Annotated in this window: 14 protein-coding genes; 2 read left to right on the top strand and 12 right to left on the bottom strand. The window is 69.9% G+C overall.

What is annotated here, in order from left to right; genetic code table 11:
• Positions 1-2: 2 nt before the first annotated feature.
• Positions 3-1127 (top strand): mechanosensitive ion channel domain-containing protein, encoded by a 1125-nt coding sequence (locus tag ABZ192_RS04345; RefSeq protein ID WP_356923017.1) that lies wholly within the window; start codon positions 3-5, stop codon positions 1125-1127.
• A gap of 148 nt (positions 1128-1275) precedes the next feature.
• Here ABZ192_RS04345 and ABZ192_RS04340 read toward each other — a convergent pair whose 3' ends face one another.
• The 5 genes from ABZ192_RS04340 to ABZ192_RS04320 all read right to left on the bottom strand — a co-directional run bounded on the left by ABZ192_RS04340 (position 1276) and on the right by ABZ192_RS04320 (position 6670).
• Positions 1276-2862 (bottom strand): Na+/H+ antiporter, encoded by a 1587-nt coding sequence (locus ABZ192_RS04340; protein ID WP_356923016.1) that lies wholly within the window; start codon positions 2860-2862, stop codon positions 1276-1278.
• Between the two features lie 118 nt (positions 2863-2980).
• Complete coding sequence (locus ABZ192_RS04335; protein WP_356923015.1) at positions 2981-3460, bottom strand: GNAT family N-acetyltransferase; 480 nt, start codon at positions 3458-3460, stop codon at positions 2981-2983.
• The gene (locus ABZ192_RS04330) at positions 3457-4401 is read right to left on the bottom strand and encodes an RluA family pseudouridine synthase (RefSeq protein ID WP_356923014.1); all 945 of its coding nucleotides are present in this window, start codon (positions 4399-4401) and stop codon (positions 3457-3459) included. The genes ABZ192_RS04335 and ABZ192_RS04330 overlap by 4 nt, the downstream gene beginning before the upstream one ends.
• Positions 4402-4465: 64 nt before the next feature.
• Positions 4466-5086, bottom strand: coding sequence for a signal peptidase II (gene lspA, locus ABZ192_RS04325; protein ID WP_356923013.1), 621 nt, complete (start codon positions 5084-5086; stop codon positions 4466-4468).
• A gap of 87 nt (positions 5087-5173) precedes the next feature.
• The gene (locus ABZ192_RS04320) at positions 5174-6670 is read right to left on the bottom strand and encodes a TraR/DksA family transcriptional regulator (RefSeq protein ID WP_356923012.1); all 1497 of its coding nucleotides are present in this window, start codon (positions 6668-6670) and stop codon (positions 5174-5176) included.
• 624 nt (positions 6671-7294) lie between these two features.
• Here ABZ192_RS04320 and ileS point away from each other — a divergent pair.
• A complete protein-coding gene (gene ileS, locus ABZ192_RS04315) occupies positions 7295-10453 on the top strand; it encodes an isoleucine--tRNA ligase (protein WP_356923011.1) in 3159 nt (1052 codons plus the stop codon).
• A gap of 215 nt (positions 10454-10668) precedes the next feature.
• On the opposite strand, the gene ABZ192_RS04310 is transcribed toward ileS, so the two are convergent.
• The 7 genes from ABZ192_RS04310 to ABZ192_RS04280 all read right to left on the bottom strand — a co-directional run bounded on the left by ABZ192_RS04310 (position 10669) and on the right by ABZ192_RS04280 (position 16709).
• A complete protein-coding gene (locus tag ABZ192_RS04310) occupies positions 10669-11796 on the bottom strand; it encodes a DivIVA domain-containing protein (RefSeq protein ID WP_356923010.1) in 1128 nt (375 codons plus the stop codon).
• A 53-nt stretch (positions 11797-11849) separates the two neighbouring features.
• Positions 11850-12134, bottom strand: a complete 285-nt coding sequence (locus ABZ192_RS04305; RefSeq protein WP_037674328.1) for a YggT family protein — start codon at positions 12132-12134, stop codon at positions 11850-11852.
• A gap of 59 nt (positions 12135-12193) precedes the next feature.
• Entirely contained in the window at positions 12194-12835 is a 642-nt protein-coding gene (gene sepF / locus ABZ192_RS04300; protein WP_356923008.1) for a cell division protein SepF, read from the bottom strand.
• 129 nt (positions 12836-12964) lie between these two features.
• Positions 12965-13684, bottom strand: coding sequence for a YggS family pyridoxal phosphate-dependent enzyme (locus ABZ192_RS04295; RefSeq protein ID WP_356923007.1), 720 nt, complete (start codon positions 13682-13684; stop codon positions 12965-12967).
• Between the two features lie 6 nt (positions 13685-13690).
• Positions 13691-14422 (bottom strand): peptidoglycan editing factor PgeF, encoded by a 732-nt coding sequence (gene pgeF, locus ABZ192_RS04290; protein ID WP_356923006.1) that lies wholly within the window; start codon positions 14420-14422, stop codon positions 13691-13693.
• A 10-nt stretch (positions 14423-14432) separates the two neighbouring features.
• A complete protein-coding gene (ftsZ, locus tag ABZ192_RS04285; RefSeq protein WP_356923005.1) occupies positions 14433-15626 on the bottom strand; it encodes a cell division protein FtsZ in 1194 nt (397 codons plus the stop codon).
• Between the two features lie 288 nt (positions 15627-15914).
• Complete coding sequence (locus ABZ192_RS04280; protein ID WP_356923004.1) at positions 15915-16709, bottom strand: FtsQ-type POTRA domain-containing protein; 795 nt, start codon at positions 16707-16709, stop codon at positions 15915-15917.
• Positions 16710-16719 lie beyond the last annotated feature (10 nt).

Genomic DNA, 16719 nt, shown 5'->3' with positions numbered 1-16719 from the left:
GCATGGAAAACCTGCTGCGACCGCTGATCGTGGTCGGTGGCTCGGTCGTGCTCACGCTGGTGATCGGCTGGGCCACCGACTTCCTGCTGCGCAAGGCCGACGAACGGCACCACGAGACCCCGCTGTGGGGGCTGCTCCGCCGCGGCCGCATCCCCTACCAGCTCGTGCTCCTCGCGGCCCTGCTGAGAGGGTCGTACGACGAGGCACAGCTGCTGGAGAGCCGTAGGGAGGGCATCGGCCAGGCGCTGACCCTGGTGCTGATCGGGTCGACGGCCTGGCTGGTGATCCGTATCGCGTCGGCGATCGTCGAGACGTCGTACAGCCGGTACGCCCATTCCCGGGCCCAGCGGGACCCGGCCAGGGTCCGCCGGGTGCGCACCCAGGTGACGCTGATCATGCGGGTGGTGTCGGCGATCGTCGGCGTGGTGGCCGCGGCGAGCATGCTGCTGACGTTCCCGGCGTTCCGCGCGGCGGGTGCCTCGCTGCTGGCCTCGGCCGGCATCCTCGGCATCGTCGCCGGTGTCGCCGCGCAGTCCACGCTGAGCAACATGTTCGCGGGGTTCCAGATCGCCTTCGGCGACATGGTGCGCATCGGGGACACCGTCGTCGTGGACGGCGAGTGGGGCACGGTCGAGGAGATCACCCTGACGTTCCTGACCGTGCGCACCTGGGACGAGCGGCGGATCACCATGCCGGTGTCGTACTTCACGTCCAAGCCGTTCGAGAACTGGTCGCGCGGCACGCCGCAGATGACCGGCACCGTGTTCTGGCACGTCGACCACACGGCCCCCGTGGAGGCGATGCGCGAGAAGCTCCGCGACATCCTGCGCGAGTGCCCGGCCTGGGACGGCCGCGCCTACGACCTGTCCGTCACGGACACCACCCCGAACACCCTGCAGGTCCGGGCCCTGGTGACCGCCAAGGACGCGGACGACATCTGGACGGTGCGGGTCACGGTCCGCGAGCAGATGGTCCGCTGGCTGACCGAGGAGCACCCCTACGCCCTGCCCCGGGTCAACACGGCGGACGCGATCCCGCCCCCGTCCCGCAACGGCCACCGCCCGTCCCAGGACGGCGTCCCGCACCAGCAACGCCGTTACCACGGCGCTCCGAGGTCGGAGCGCTGAGTGAGTCGAGGGAGGGTCTTGGCGGCCCGTCAGCCGCCGACGGCGAACATCCCCCACGGGAAACCAGGACCCCTCGACCGACAGCTACGGGCGGCGCGCGGGCGGGGAACAAAAGGACAACAACCCCCACCCGCCGAAAGCCGAAAAGTCACCGCATGGACCGCACATCGAGATGCCGCAGCACCCGGTCCACCACCTCCGGGTCCGCCCCCGGCTCACTCCGCGCCGCCAGCACCTCATGCCGCGCAGCGCTCAGCATCTCCTGCTGGATCCGCCGCACCCGCTTCAGCCGCCGGGCCCGCTCCCGATAGGCCTCCCGCCGCTCGTCCTCGGCCACCGCGGGACTGATCCGCACCGCGATGTCGAACGCCCGCCGCACCATCTGCTCGGACAGCTCCTCCGGCAGCTCCTCGGACTCCTCGATCTCCTGGAGCCTGCGCTTGGCCGCCTTGGACGCCCGGATCGCCAGCGTCTTCGCGAACTCCTTCTCGACGTCCGTGTCGGCCCGCACCCCCAGCCGCCGCACCAGCCACGGCAAGGTCAGCCCCTGCACCACCAGCGTCACCACGATCACCCCGAACGCGATGAAGATGATCTCGTCCCGGCTGGGGAAGGGCGCCCCCGCGTCGGTCTCCAGCGGAATGGCCAGCACCAGCGCGACCGAGGCCACCCCGCGCATCCCCGACCACCACATCACCACGGTCTCGCGCCAGCTCACCGGGATGTCCTCGTCGTAGTCCCGCCGCGCGTGCAGCCGCTTCGTCAGCCAGGTCGCCGGCAGCAGCCACAACAGCCGTACGAACACGACCACGCAGACGACCACCGCCGCCCAGCCGAGCAACTCGCCCCACCGGCCGGACGCCGTGTGGATCGCGTTGTGCAGCTCCAGCCCGACCAGCCCGAACGCCACGCCGGTGACGAGCGTGTCGACGATGTTCCAGAACGTGTGCCCGGCCAGCCGCGTCATGACGTCGTCGGCGTCGGAGCCGTACTCCGCGAGGAACAGCGCGGTGGTGAGCACGGCGAGCACTCCGGACCCGTGCATCTCCTCGGCCAGGACGTACGAGGCGTACGGCACCAGCAGGGTCAGCCCGATCTGGAGGGTCGCGTCCCCGAGCAGTTCCATCAGCTTGTTCGCGCCCCAGCCCAACGCGAGGCCCACGGCCACCGCCACCACGGCCGACAGCACGAGATCGAGCCCGGCCTTCCAGGGCGAGAACGTCCCGCTGACGGCGGCGGCGATGGCCACGTGGTAGAGGACGATGGCCGTCACGTCGTTGAACAGCCCCTCGCCCTCAAGGATCGACACCAGCCGGCGCGGCAGCCCCAGTTGCCCGGCGACGGCGGTCGCGGCGACCGGGTCCGGCGGCGCGACCAGCGCGCCGAGTGCGAACGCCGCCGCCAGCGGCAGGCCCGGCACGATCGCGTTGGCCGCGGCGGCCACACAGGCCATCGTGACGAACACCAGCGCCACGGCCAGCAGGAAGATCGGCCTCTTGTTCGCCGCGAACTGCCGCCAGGACGTGCGCCGCACCGCGGCGTACAGCAGCGGCGGCAACAGCAACGGCAGGATCAGGTCCGGCGGGATCTGGACGTTCGGCACGAAGTCGAGCAGTGCGAGGACTATGCCCAGCAGCGTCATCAGCACCGGCGCGGGCACGCTGAACCGGTCCCCGACCGGGACACTGATCACGGCCCCGAGCAGCAGCACGAACAGCAGGGCCAACTGATCCACGGTCAGCGCTCCGGAAGGTCAAACGTTCAAACGACTGACCTCAAGCCTGCCACGCAACTCCCGGGACACACCGTTTCGGCGCCCTTCATGGCGGGCCGGAGCGAAGGCCGCATCCCCTCTAGACCGAACGCCGCATCCCCTGGTGCGCAATGCCCGCCTCCAAGTACTCCGGTCCGTACGGCTCGTAGCCGAGCCGCTCGTAGAAGCCCAGCGCGTGCGTCTGCGCGTGCAGGTCCACGGCCGTGAGACCCCGCGCGCGTGCCGCGTCCTCGATGGCCCGCACGAGGGCGACGCCGACACCGAGTCCGCGCGCGTGGGCGGCCACGGCGAGCCGGCCGAGGGAGCCCACGGACGGGTCGGCTCCGGTCTTCGCCACGGCCGCCTCCCCGAGCAGCAGCCGCCCCGTCCCGAGCGGCACGCCGTCCTCCCGGACCGCCAGCACATGGACGGCCTCCGCGTCGTACGCGTCGTACTCGATGTCCTCCGGCACGCCCTGTTCGCCGACGAACACCTCCTTGCGCACCGCGAAGCACGCCTCACGGTCGGCCGGGACCTCGGCGACCCGCACCACGTACGACGGCGCCGGCCTCCCGCTCATGCGTACGTCTCCTCCCGGACCTGGTCCAGGGCTTTCTGCAGGTCCTCCGGGTAGTCGCAGGCGAACTCCACCCACTGCCCGTCCCCGGGGTGCTCGAAGCCGAGCCGCACCGCGTGCAGCCACTGGCGGGTCAGATGGAGCCGCTTGGCGAGCGTCGGGTCGGCCCCGTACGTCAGGTCGCCCACGCAGGGGTGCCGGTGGGCGGCCATGTGGACGCGGATCTGGTGCGTGCGGCCGGTCTCCAGCTTCACGTCGAGCAGGGACGCCGCGCGGAAGGCCTCGATCAGGTCGTAGTGCGTGACGGACGGCTTGCCCTCGGCGGTGACCGCCCACTTGTAGTCGTGCTGCGGGTGACGGCCGATGGGCGCGTCGATGGTGCCGCTGGTCGGGTCGGGGTGGCCCTGGACGAGCGTGTGGTACCGCTTGTCGACCGTGCGCTCCTTGAACTGGCGCTTGAGCGACGTGTACGCGTACTCCGACTTGGCGACCACCATCAGCCCGGACGTGCCGACGTCGAGCCGGTGCACGATGCCCTGGCGCTCGGCGGCCCCCGAGGTCGAGATGCGGTACCCGGCGGCGGCGAGGCCGCCGATGACGGTCGGGCCGGTCCAGCCCGGCGACGGGTGCGCGGCCACGCCCACCGGCTTGACGATCACCACCACGTCATCGTCGTCATGCACGATCTCCATGCCCTCGACCGGCTCGGCCACCACCTGCACCGGCGCGGGCGCCTGCGGCATCTCGACCTCCAGCCAGGCGCCGCCGTGCACGCGCTCCGACTTGCCGACCACCGATCCGTCGACCGTGACCTTCCCCGCGGCGGCGAGCTCGGCCGCCTTGGTCCGGGAGAAGCCGAACATGCGGGAGATGGCGGCGTCGACGCGCTCGCCCTCCAGGCCGTCGGGCACGGGCAGGGTACGGATCTCGGGAATCGTGCTCACCCGTCGAGTATGCCGGACGGGTGAGACAGCCCCGTACCGACCTGTGGACAACCCCCTCGCGGGCTCAGTCCTTGTGGACGGTCCCGTCGGGGTCCAGCCCCTTGAACGACAGCAGCACGATCAGGATGCCGCCGCACACGATCGCCGAGTCGGCCAGGTTGAAGACGGCGAAGTGCTTGGGCGCGATGAAGTCCACGACCGCGCCCTCGAAGACACCCGGCGCCCGGAAGATCCGGTCGGTGAGGTTGCCCAGCGCACCGCCGAGCAGCAGGCCGAGCGCGATCGCCCAGGGCAGGCTGTAGAGCTTGCGGGCGAGCCGGGCGATCACCACGATCACCGCCGCCGCGATCATGGTGAAGATCACCGTGAAGGCCTCGCCGAAGCCGAAGGCCGCGCCCGCGTTGCGGATCGCCTCGAACTTCAGCCAGTCCCCGATGATCTCGATGGGCGGGTGGTGCTCCAGCTTGGCCACCACGATCATCTTGCTGATCAGGTCGAGGGCGTAGGCGAACGTGGCGACGGCGAACAGGACCGCGATCCTGCGCTTGCCCCGGGACCGCCCGGCCGCCGCCGGCTCATCCGCACCGGACGCCCCGGCGGCCGCCGCCTCGTCGGGCCGCTCCCGTCCGTTACCGGCCGCGTCCGGTGTGTCCGGCGTACCGATGATGCGCTCCGCCTCTGCCACGTGAGTCCCTCAACCTAGGTGCCTGACTGAGGACGAGGGTACGTCAACCCCGGGCGTCCCACGTGCTCAGGAGGCATTCGGCGGCGGTCAGTATCGGCGCTCCTGCTTCTGCTTGCACGCCACGCACAGGGTGGCCCGCGGGAAGGCCTGCATACGGGCCTTGCCGATGGGGTTGCCGCAGTTCTCGCACAGGCCGTAGGTACCGGAGTCGAGGCGCTCCAGGGCGCGCTCGGTCTGGACGAGCATCTCGCGCGCGTTGGCGGCCAGCGCCAGTTCGTGCTCGCGCGTGATGTTCTTGCTGCCGGTGTCCGCCTCGTCGTGGCCGGCGCCGTCCCCGGAGTCCCGCATCAGACCGGCCAGTGACCGCTCCGACGATTCGAGCTCCTCACGCAGCCGGGTCTCCTCGGACGTCAGCTCGGCACGCGCCTCCTCGACCTCCGCCTCCGTCCAGGGGTCCTCGCCGGGGCGTACCGCGAGCTCACCTGGCTCCGCCGCGGCCCCCCGTGCCTTCGGAACAGCGGTCTTGGCCGCCGTCGCCGTGCCAGGAGTCTTCTTAGCACCCACCGTCGTCGCTCCCGTCTGCTGCGCGGCCTCGGCCGCACCCGCCTTCTTGGCCGTGCTGCTCCCGGCCGTGTCCTGTGTGACCGCGCCGGTCCGGGCAGAGCCCTTCCCGACAGCGCCCTTCGTGGTGGTGCTCTCGCCTCCGGCGCGAACGCCCTCGGCCTCGACGCCCTGCTTCGCGGCACCGGCCTTGGCGGCCTTCGCCCTCTTGACAGCGGCCTTCTTCACCGCCGCCTCCTCCCCCGCCGCCTTCTTGACCGGGGCCTTCTCGACCGCAGCCTTCTTCCTCACGACCTTCTTCCCCGCCGCCTTCTTCCCCACCGCCTCCTCGGCCACCGCCTTCTTGGCCGGGGCCTTCTTGGCCGCTGTCTCCTCGGCCGCCGTCTTGACCGGGGCCTTCTTGGCCGCGGTCTCCTTGGCCGCCGCCTTCCTGGCCGGGGCCTTCTCGGCCGTGGCCTTGGCTGCCGGCTTCTCAGCCACCGTCTCCTTGACAGCCGTCTCCTTGGCCGAGCCTCTCCCGGCCGCGGCCTTGCCTGCCGCCTTCTTGCCTGCCGCCTTCCGGGCCGGCGCCTCCTTGGCAGCCGCCTTCCTTGCCGGAGCCTTCTCGACCACAGCCTCGGCTGCCGTCTTCCTGCCTGCCGCCTTCTTGCCCGCGACCGTCTTGCCCGCCGTCTTCCTGGCCGCCGCCTCTTCGGCAGCCGCCTTCCTTGCCGGAGCCTTCCCAGCCGTCGCCTTCCCAGCCGGAGGCCTCGTCGTGGACTTCCCGGTCACGGCCTTGCCGACCTTGGCCACCGCTTCCTCGGCCACGGCCTTCTTGGCCGTCACCTTCTTGACGGCCGACTTCGTCTTCTCGACCGCCGCCTTCGTCCCCTCGGCCGCCTTCCCTGCCGCCCCCTTCGCCGCCCGCCCCGCCGGGCCCCCCTGCGTGGTCTTCTTCCCGCCCACGTCCTTGGCCGCACCGCCGGAGGCCTCCGCGGACCTGCCGGACGCCGGCTGCTGTACGGCGGTCTTCTTCGCCACCATGGCCGCGGCCCCTTCACATATTGTGATCTTGCTCGCGAATCGTTCTGGGACGATAAATCGACTTGAGTCCCGCGGCAACGGGGCACACCGCCCGATTCGCCCGCCTCGCGCACGCCGCGCGGCGAACCTGCATCCGTTGTGCCCAGCTCCCCGCCGGGTAATCCGCCGAGCCGGACGTCCCAGGATCCGAACACCCATACCACTCCATTCAGGTCATCAAACCCATACGTCACCCACAACGGCGCCCCTCGCGGCCCCCCGCCCCCGGCCGCCCCGAAAAGCGGTCGGCCGCTGTCCGCGCGGCGCCGTACACTGGGCGGAGCGAAAAGCGTGGATGGGGACGAGTAGCGGCGTACGCAGCCCAGAGCGACCCGGGGACGGTGGAAGCCCGGGGGCGAGCGCGACGCGAAGATCACCCCGGAGCCGCCGGAAGAAAACCGCCGCCGAGCGCGGCGGCCAGTAGAACCGGCATCGCGACCCCAATGAGGGGGCTCACCGACGCACACCCCGCGCCGGAGGGCCAAGGAGGGTGGTACCGCGGGAGCGCGCCGAAGGCGGCGCAGGCAGACGTAGCTCTCGTCCCTCCGGACGGAAGGCAGCAAGTCCGCCGGAGGAAGCCCGCTGATGACATCGCCGACGTACCGCCAGGTGCCCGCCCAGGTCGACCTGCCCGCCCTCGAGCACGCCGTGCTCGACTTCTGGCGCGAGCAGAAGATCTTCGCCAAGAGCCTGGAGCACTCCGAGGGCCGCCCCGAATGGGTGTTCTACGAGGGCCCGCCCACCGCCAACGGCATGCCCGGTGCCCACCACATCGAGGCCCGCGTCTTCAAGGACGTCTTCCCCCGCTTCCGCACCATGCGCGGCTACCACGTGGCCCGCAAGGCCGGCTGGGACTGCCACGGCCTCCCGGTGGAGCTCGCGGTGGAGAAGGAGCTCGGCTTCTCCGGCAAGCAGGACATCGAGGCGTACGGCATCGCCGAGTTCAACGCGAAGTGCCGCGAGTCGGTGACCCGGCACACGGACGCCTTCGAAGAGCTCACGACCCGCATGGGCTACTGGACCGACCTCACCGAGCCGTACCGCACGATGGACCCCGAGTACATCGAGTCGGTCTGGTGGTCGCTCAAGGAGATCTTCAACAAGGGCCTGCTGGCCCAGGACCACCGCGTCGCCCCCTGGTGCCCCCGCTGCGGCACGGGCCTGTCGGACCACGAGCTGGCGCAGGGCTACGAGACGGTCGTCGACCCGTCGGTCTTCGTCCGCTTCCCGCTCACCTCCGGCCCGCTGGCCGGCGAGGCGGCGCTCCTGGTGTGGACGACCACGCCCTGGACGCTGGTCTCCAACACCGCCGTCGCCGCGCACCCCGAGGTCACCTACGTCGTCGCGACGAACGGCGAGGAGAAGCTGGTCGTCGCCGAGCCGCTCCTCGCCAAGGCCCTCGGCGAGGGCTGGGAGACTACCGGCCGGACGTTCACGGGTGCCGAGATGGAGCGCTGGACGTACCAGCGCCCGTTCGAGCTCGTCGAGTTCCCGGAGCCGGCGCACTTCGTCGTCAACGCCGAGTACGTCACCACCGAGGACGGTACGGGTCTGGTCCACCAGTCCCCCGCCTTCGGTGAGGACGACCTCAAGGTCTGCCGCGCCTACGGCCTGCCGGTCGTGAACCCGGTCCGCCCGGACGGCACCTTCGAGGAGGACGTCCCCCTCGTCGGCGGCGTCTTCTTCAAGAAGGCGGACGAAAAGCTCACCGAGGACCTCCAGCAGCGCGGCCTGCTCTTCAAGCACATCCCGTACGAGCACAGCTACCCGCACTGCTGGCGCTGCCACACCGCGCTGCTGTACTACGCGCAGCCCTCCTGGTACATCCGCACCACGGAGGTCAAGGACCGCCTCCTCGCGGAGAACGAGAACACCAACTGGTTCCCGGACACGGTCAAGAACGGCCGGTACGGCGACTGGCTGAACAACAACATCGACTGGGCGCTGTCCCGCAACCGCTACTGGGGCACCCCGCTGCCGATCTGGCGCTGCGAGGACGACCACCTCACCTGCGTCGGCTCGCTCACCGAGCTGACCGAGCTGACCGGCACCGACCAGTCGGGCCTGGACCCGCACCGCCCGTTCATCGACGAGGTCACCTTCGCCTGCCCGCAGGACGGCTGCGGCAAGACGGCCACGCGCGTGCCCGAGGTCATCGACGCCTGGTACGACTCGGGTTCGATGCCGTTCGCGCAGTGGGGCTACCCGTACAAGAACAAGGAGCTGTTCGAGGCCCGTTACCCGGCCCAGTTCATCTGCGAGGCCATCGACCAGACCCGCGGCTGGTTCTACACGCTGATGGCGGTCGGCACGCTCGTCTTCGACAAGTCCTCGTACGAGAACGTGGTCTGCCTCGGCCACATCCTCGCCGAGGACGGCCGCAAGATGTCCAAGCACCTGGGCAACACCCTGGAGCCGATCCCGCTCATGGACCGGCACGGCGCGGACGCGGTCCGCTGGTTCATGGCCGCCGGCGGCTCCCCCTGGGCGGCCCGCCGCGTCGGCCACGGCACCATCCAGGAGGTCGTCCGCAAGACGCTCCTCACATACTGGAACACGGTCGCCTTCCAGGCCCTGTACGCCCGCACGTCAGGCTGGGCCCCGTCCGAGGCCGACCCGGCCCCGGCGGACCGCCCGGTCCTGGACCGCTGGCTGCTGTCCGAACTGCACGCGCTCACCGACCAGGTCACCCAGGCCCTCGACACCTACGACACCCAGCGCGCCGGCAGGCTGCTGTCCGCGTTCGTCGACGACCTGTCGAACTGGTACGTGCGCCGCTCCCGCCGCCGCTTCTGGCAGGGCGACAAGGCCGCGCTGCGCACGCTGCACGAGGTCGTCGAGACGGTGACGCAGCTGATGGCCCCGCTGACCCCGTTCATCACCGAGCGGGTGTGGCAGGACCTGATCGTTCCGGTCACCCCGGGTGCCCCGGAGTCGGTCCACCTGTCGACCTGGCCCGAGGCGGACCTCACCGCCATCGACCCGGAGCTGTCGAAGCAGATGATGCTGGTGCGCCGGCTCGTGGAGCTGGGCCGTGCCACGCGCGCGGAGTCGGGCGTCAAGACCCGGCAGCCGCTGTCCCGCGCCCTGATCGCGGCGACGGGCTTCGAGACGCTGGACTCCGAACTGCGCACGCAGATCACGGAAGAGCTGAACGTCGAGTCCCTGGCGACGCTGAGCGAGGTCGGCGGCTCCCTGGTGGACACCACGGCGAAGGCCAACTTCCGCGCGCTGGGCAAGCGGTTCGGCAAGCGCGTCCAGGACGTGGCCAAGGCCGTCGCCAACGCGGACGCGGCCGCGCTGTCCCTGGCCCTGCGCGAGGGCACGGCGTCGGTGGAGGTCGACGGCGAGACCATCACGCTCGCTCCCGACGAAGTGATCATCACGGAGACGCCCCGCGAGGGCTGGTCCGTGGCGTCCGACGCGGGCGCGACGGTCGCCCTCGACCTGGAGATCACGGAGGAGCTGCGCCGTGCGGGCCTGGCCCGTGACGCGATCCGCCTGATCCAGGAGGCCCGCAAGAACAGCGGCCTCGACGTGGCCGACCGCATCGCACTGCGCTGGACCGCCACGGACCCGGCGACGGTCGCGGCCCTCACCGACCACGCCGGCCTGATCGCCGACGAGGTCCTGGCGACGGCCTTCGTGCATGAGGACAGCGCCGAGGGCGACGCGGACGGCGGCTACGGGGACCCGTTCACGGACGAGGGACTGACGCTGACGTTCCGCCTGCGCAAGGCGTAACCCACAGGGGGTAGCCCGGACCGAAGGCCCGGTCCCGCCAAAGATCTTGGCGGAACCGGGCCTTCGGCGTTGTGTGCGCACGAACGCGTGTGGCAAAGGGGCGACGTGTCCGGCGAAGAGGCGCGTGCGGCAAAAGGGCGGGGCCCCGGGTTCAAACCCGGGGCCCCGCCCTGAACGCTGCCGACGTCTATGCCGTACTACTGGCCATCAGGCCGTCAGTTGTCGTCCTCGTCGATCAGGAAGCCCCGCATGGGCGAGGGCGCCTGACCCATCGGCGACGGGCCCTGCGGACGCACCGGCGCCATCGGCTGGGTCATCGCCGGGGACATCTGCTGCTGACCGCCGTAGGACGGACCGGACGGCGAGGGACCGCCGCCCATCGTCTGGTTGCCACCGCCGTACGACGGGGCGCTCGCGCCGGCCGGTGCCATGGAAGGCGCCGGGGACGGCGGGAGGGACGCGGTCGCCGGAGTACGCGGCGGGGCCAGCGAGTCGTCGGCCTGGGTCTCCAGCTGACGCAGCTGCGACTCCAGGTACGACTTCAGACGCGTGCGGTACTCGCGCTCGAAGCCGCGCAGGTCCTCGACCTTGCGCTCCAGCGTGGCGCGGGCGGACTCCAGGGAGCCCATCGCGACGCGGTGCTTCTCCTGCGCGTCCCGCTCCAGGGCATCTGCCTTGGCACGGGCGTCACGCTCCAGACCCTCGGCGCGCGAACGCGCCTCGCCGACGATCTTGTTGGCTTCGGAACGGGCCTCGGCGATCGCCTGGTCGGCGGTCTGCTGGGCCAGCGAGAGGACACGGGCGGCGCTGTCGCCACCGGGGCCTCCTTGACCGGGGCCGCCCATCGGACCGCCCATGGGGCCGCCCATCGGACCACCCATCTGCTGCTGCATCGGGGGCTGACCCATCGGACCCGGACCCTGGCCCATCGGACCGGGACCACCAGGACCCTGGGGACCACCCTGACCGCCGGGACCGGCGGGCAGCTGCGGGGCACCGCTCGGCAGCTGGGGCGGACCACCCATGGGGCCACCCATCTGCTGCTGCGGCGGGCCCGATATGCCGGCGGGAACAGGACCACCAGGACCGCGCATGCCCTGCTGCTGCTGTTGCTGCTGCTGATCCTGCTGCTCCGGAGGCTTGCGCATGTTCTGCTGGTTCTGGGCAGCAGCGCGCGTGGCCGCGGCCAGCTTGGCGCGCAGGTCCTCGTTCTCGCGGAGCAGGCGGGTCAGTTCGGCTTCGACCTCGTCGAGGAAGGCATCGACCTCGTCCTCGTCATAGCCTTCTCGGAGGCGGACGGTCGTGAACTGCTTGTTCCGCACGTCCTCGGGGGTCAACGGCATCTCTTCACCTCAACGTAGTCGTCGGCATTCGGCAAGACCGTAGTTCACATCGCTCACAGCCGGCTCACGATCGAGATCAGGATGTAGACGATGATCATCAGCACGAAGAAGGACAGGTCGAGCGCCACGCCCCCGAGACGCAGCGGCGGAATGAACCGCCGCAGAAGCTTGAGCGGTGGATCCGTGACAGTGTAGGTGGCCTCGAGAACGACCACCATCGCCTTGCCTGGTTGCCATGAGCGGGCGAACTGGAAGACGTAGTCCATGACCAACCGGAAGATGAGCACGATGAGGAAGCACATCAGCGCGATGTAGGCGACATCCAAAACCACGCTCATGATCTGTTGCTTCCCTCTCCCCTGTGCCCTGCTGTTGCTGCTGCTTCCGGTGTTACGTCTCAGCTCTGGTTGAAGAACCCGCCCTCTGCGATGCGGGCCTTGTCCTCCGCCGTGACATCGACGTTAGCAGGCGACAACAGGAACACCTTCTGCGTCACCCGCTCGATACTGCCGTGAAGACCAAACACCAAACCGGCCGCAAAGTCGACAAGTCGCTTCGCGTCTGTGTCATCCATCTCAGTCAGATTCATGATCACCGGGGTGCCTTCACGGAAGTGTTCCCCGATGGTACGGGCCTCGTTGTAGGTCCGTGGGTGGAGCGTGGTGATCCGGTAAGGCTCTCGTTCGGACACGACCTTGGGCATGATCACCGGTGCGTTCTTCTCCAGACTTGCGCGTTCTTGTGTGATGGATGCCACGGGCGCGATACGCGCCGGGCGGCCGGATTCCGCGGGTAGCGAAGCGGAACGGGCAGCCGGCTCACGAGGTGCGGGCGCTTGTACGACTCGTACCTCTTCGTCCCTTTGGGGCTGATGTGAGCCGTGCGACTGGTGGGACGGCTCGTGCCGTCGGTGGTCCCGTTCGGGCTCCGGGTCCAGTTCGGGTTCGAAGTCGTCGTCGGGGTCAAATCCGCGGCCGTCGTACCCATCGTCCTCCACGAGGCCGAGGTAGACCGCCATCTTGCGCATCGCGCCGGCCATGCTCTGAGTCCTCCGCTCTGTGGTGGATCGGCTGACGACTGCCAAGTGCCCGCGATCCACGAGGTCCTTGAATCCGCCTTTCGGCGGCAATGACCATATTTTCTGCTGTGGTCCGACTTCTTGGCGACGTTACCCGAGCCTGGGGCGGACTCCGAGTACCGCGCTGCCGACGCGCACATGTGTCGCTCCGGCCGCCACGGCCTGCTCGAGGTCCGCACTCATCCCTGCCGAGACCATGGTGGCAGCCGGATGACTCCGGCGCAGGTCAGTCGACAAATCCATCAACCGCCCGAACGCCGCCTGTTCGCGTCCCGCGTACTCCCCGGTGAGCGGTGCGACGGTCATCAGTCCGCCGAGCCTCAGCCCCGGTGACCGCGCGATGAGGTCGGCCAGCTCTTCGATTCCGGCGGGCGCGACGCCTCCCCGCTCACCCCGCGCGCTCTCGCCGGCGTCGAGTGCGACCTGGATGAGACACCCCAGCTCCCGTCCGGCGCGGACGGCCTCCTTCGACAGAGCTGTGACGAGCTTGGAACGATCGACGGACTGCACGAAGTCCGCATATCCGACCACGGATCGCACCTTGTTGGTCTGGAGTTGACCGACAAAATGCCAAGTAAGGGGCAGATCCATACACGCGGCGGCCTTCGGTGCCGCGTCCTGGTCGCGGTTCTCCGCGACGTGCCGCACGCCGAGTTCCGCGAGGATCCGCACATCGGTCGCGGGGTAGGTCTTGGTGACCACGATCAGGGTCACCTCGTCGCGCCCCCGACCAGCGGCCGCGCACGCGCCGGCGATGCGCCGCTCCACTTTCGCCAGATTCGCGGCGAGTTCGTCCTTACGGTCCGTCATGCTCTATCAGTCCAGCCACACATAGCCCGCGAGCCGACCGGTGACGCGGTCGCGGCGGTACGAGAAGTGATCGTCCGACTCCAGCGTGCACACCGGCGATTGCGCCCGGTCGCACACTCCGAGCCGGTCCAGCTGTGCGTGCACTCCGGCGCTCACGTCGACCGCCGGTGTGCCCCAGCTCGTCTCGGCGTACGCCGCCGGCTCGATGGCGGACACCTCGGCGCGCATCGCCTCGGGCACTTCGTAACACCGGCCGCAGACGGTGGGCCCGGTGCGGGCGACGATCCGGGAGGGCTCGGCACCCAGCTCCGTCATCGCGCGTAGCGCGGCCGGGACGACTCCGGCGATCATGCCGGGCCGGCCCGCGTGGGCCGCGGCGGCGATCCCGGCGACGGGGTCGGCGAGCAGAACCGGCACGCAGTCGGCGGTGAGCACGGCGAGGGCGAGCCCCCGCCGCGTCGTGACGATCGCGTCGACCGACGGGATCTCGGAGGAAGATCCCCACGGCCCGTCCACCACCGCCACGTCGGCACCGTGCACCTGGTTCATCCAGACCACCCGGTCCGGCTCGACGCCCAGGGACTTGGCGGCCAGTTCACGGTTGGTGCGTACGGCGTCCGGATCGTCACCGACCGCTCCGCCGAGATTGAGCTCCTCATACGGAGCGGCGCTCACCCCGCCCCACCGGTCGGTGAAGGCGAAGTGGGCGCCGCTCACGCTTTCGCGCTGTCCTATCACGTCAGAAGGATCACTTGAGGAAGTCCGGTACGTCCAGTTCCTCGGCCGCGCTGTCCGAGTAGGTCCGCGGCGCCGGCGGGACCGGCGGGGCGACCGGGATGTCCTCGACCGGCTTGGGAGCGGGCTCCGGGTCCTCCTTCGGAGTCACGCTGCCGAGCGAACCGAAGGACGGGCGGCTCTCGGTCTGCCGTGCCGGGGCCGGCTCCTCGCGCTTGGCCGAGGCCGAGCCGATCACGTTCTCCCGGCGGGCCGGGGGCTGGCCGCCGTCGAAGCCGGCCGCGATCACGGTGACCCGGACCTCGTCGCCGAGGGCGTCGTCGATCACCGCGCCGAAGATGATGTTGGCCTCGGGGTGGGCGGCCTCGCTCACCAGCTGGGCGGCCTCGTTGATCTCGAACAGACCGAGGTCCGAGCCACCGGAGATGGAGAGCAGCACACCGCGGGCGCCGTCGATGGACGCCTCCAGCAGTGGCGAGGAGATCGCCATCTCGGCGGCGGCCACCGCGCGGTCGTCGCCGCGGGCGGAGCCGATGCCCATCAGGGCCGAGCCGGCCTCGGACATGACCGACTTGACGTCGGCGAAGTCGAGGTTGATCAGGCCCGGCGTGGTGATCAGGTCGGTGATGCCCTGCACACCGGAGAGCAGGACCTGGTCGGCCGACTTGAAGGCGTCCAGCACCGAGACCTGGCGGTCCGAGATGGACAGCAGCCGGTCGTTCGGGATCACGATGAGGGTGTCGACCTCTTCGCGGAGCTCGGCGATGCCGTCCTCGGCCTGGTTCGCGCGGCGCCGTCCCTCGAAGGTGAACGGGCGCGTGACCACACCGATGGTGAGGGCACCGAGCGAGCGGGCGATGTTGGCCACGACGGGCGCGCCGCCGGTGCCGGTGCCGCCGCCTTCACCGGCTGTCACGAAGACCATGTCGGCCCCCTTGAGGACCTCCTCGATCTCCTCGCGGTGGTCCTCGGCGGCCTTGCGGCCGACGGCCGGGTTGGCTCCGGCGCCGAGTCCGCGGGTGAGTTCACGGCCGACGTCCAGCTTGACGTCGGCGTCGCTCATCAACAGAGCTTGCGCGTCGGTGTTGATGGCGATGAACTCGACGCCCTTGAGACCGACCTCGATCATCCGGTTGATGGCATTGACACCACCGCCGCCGACACCGATGACTTTGATGACTGCGAGGTAGTTCTGCGGTGCTGCCACGTCGAAGGCCTCTCGCCTCGAGTTACGTGTCGCCCAATCAGCGTGGCGCGCTGCGCCCCGCGACCCGACGACTGATGCCGAATGGGACGGTCCGTATCGCCGACCCGAACCCTAACCCTGAAGTTTAGGGTTACCAGTGTGTCTGTTCCTTGGAGTCTTCTGAACAGGACACTAAGTCGACAAGTGGCGCTCCTTCAACGAACACGCCGAACCTCCCGTTTTTCTTTTCACCCTATGTGATCAGCCGTAGCACTGCCCAACCAGGGTGCTGGCCTGCGCGGATGTGCGTCAACTCCCTGATGACGCGGGCGCGGTGGGAACACTCACGTCGAAGTACCGCGCACCGGGGGTGGCTTTCATCAGAGCCGTGAGCGTACGGGCCTTCGCGGCACCCTTCGCGCTGCTCCCCCAGGCGACCGTGCGCCCGTCCTTCAACTCCAGCGAGATGTCGTCGTAGGAACGGACCTTGACGGTCCGTGTGTCGCGCGCGACGGTGGCCGGAACGGCACGGACGACGCCCACCGCCTCGCGCACCAGCCGGGCCTCACCGAAGCGGCGCAGGCTCGCGGCGGCGGGGCTGGACCGGGAGAGCGTCAATTCCAGTGCGGGTACGCCTTTCGGTGCCTCGGAAACCGTAGCGAAACGGACACCTTCATCGTCCACTTCGACGAACTTTCCGGCCTTTTGGGCAATCAGAACCGGAGTCCGCTCGACCACTTTCAGGTCGATTCCATGGGGCCAGGAACGGACCACGTCAACCGAGTCAATTCGGGGCATTTTTTGCCGCAGTCGCGTCTCGATCGCCTCGGTGTCGACGGAAATCAGCGGCTTCCCGAGGGGGACGTCGGCGGCCGCCTCGACCTGATCCGGAGTCAGGACCCGTGTCCCCGACACGGAGACCTGCTCGGCGCGCAGCCAGTCGGAGCCGTAGAACAACCAGACCGTCGGGATGCCGAGGAAGACCAGGGCGAGGCCCAGGATGACGATCACACGAAGGTGACGTCGCCTCAGGCGCCTGACGGGCGGCGGGCCGGACGACTCCTGCTGGCGTTCACCGCGCTCGGCGGTGGTCGATCCGGCCACGCTCCCCTGC

Source organism: Streptomyces sp. NPDC006235 (assembly GCF_040613735.1).
Lineage (GTDB): Bacteria > Actinomycetota > Actinomycetes > Streptomycetales > Streptomycetaceae > Streptomyces.
Note: the sequence above shows the minus strand (reverse complement) of the source record. Positions and strands in the feature narration are given on the sequence as shown.

Excerpts from the sequence above, each read along its gene's own strand:
- ABZ192_RS04345 (WP_356923017.1), top strand. The coding sequence starts at position 3 with ATGGAAAACCTGCTGCGACCGCTGATCGTGGTCGGTGGCTCGGTCGTG.
- sepF (WP_356923008.1), bottom strand. The coding sequence starts at position 12,835 with ATGGCCGGCGCGATGCGCAAGATGGCGGTCTACCTCGGCCTCGTGGAG.
- ABZ192_RS04310 (WP_356923010.1), bottom strand. The coding sequence starts at position 11,796 with ATGCCGTTGACCCCCGAGGACGTGCGGAACAAGCAGTTCACGACCGTC.
- ABZ192_RS04335 (WP_356923015.1), bottom strand. The coding sequence starts at position 3,460 with ATGAGCGGGAGGCCGGCGCCGTCGTACGTGGTGCGGGTCGCCGAGGTC.
- ileS (WP_356923011.1), top strand. The coding sequence starts at position 7,295 with ATGACATCGCCGACGTACCGCCAGGTGCCCGCCCAGGTCGACCTGCCC.
- ABZ192_RS04305 (WP_037674328.1), bottom strand. The coding sequence starts at position 12,134 with ATGAGCGTGGTTTTGGATGTCGCCTACATCGCGCTGATGTGCTTCCTC.
- ABZ192_RS04295 (WP_356923007.1), bottom strand. The coding sequence starts at position 13,684 with ATGACGGACCGTAAGGACGAACTCGCCGCGAATCTGGCGAAAGTGGAG.
- ABZ192_RS04320 (WP_356923012.1), bottom strand. The coding sequence starts at position 6,670 with ATGGTGGCGAAGAAGACCGCCGTACAGCAGCCGGCGTCCGGCAGGTCC.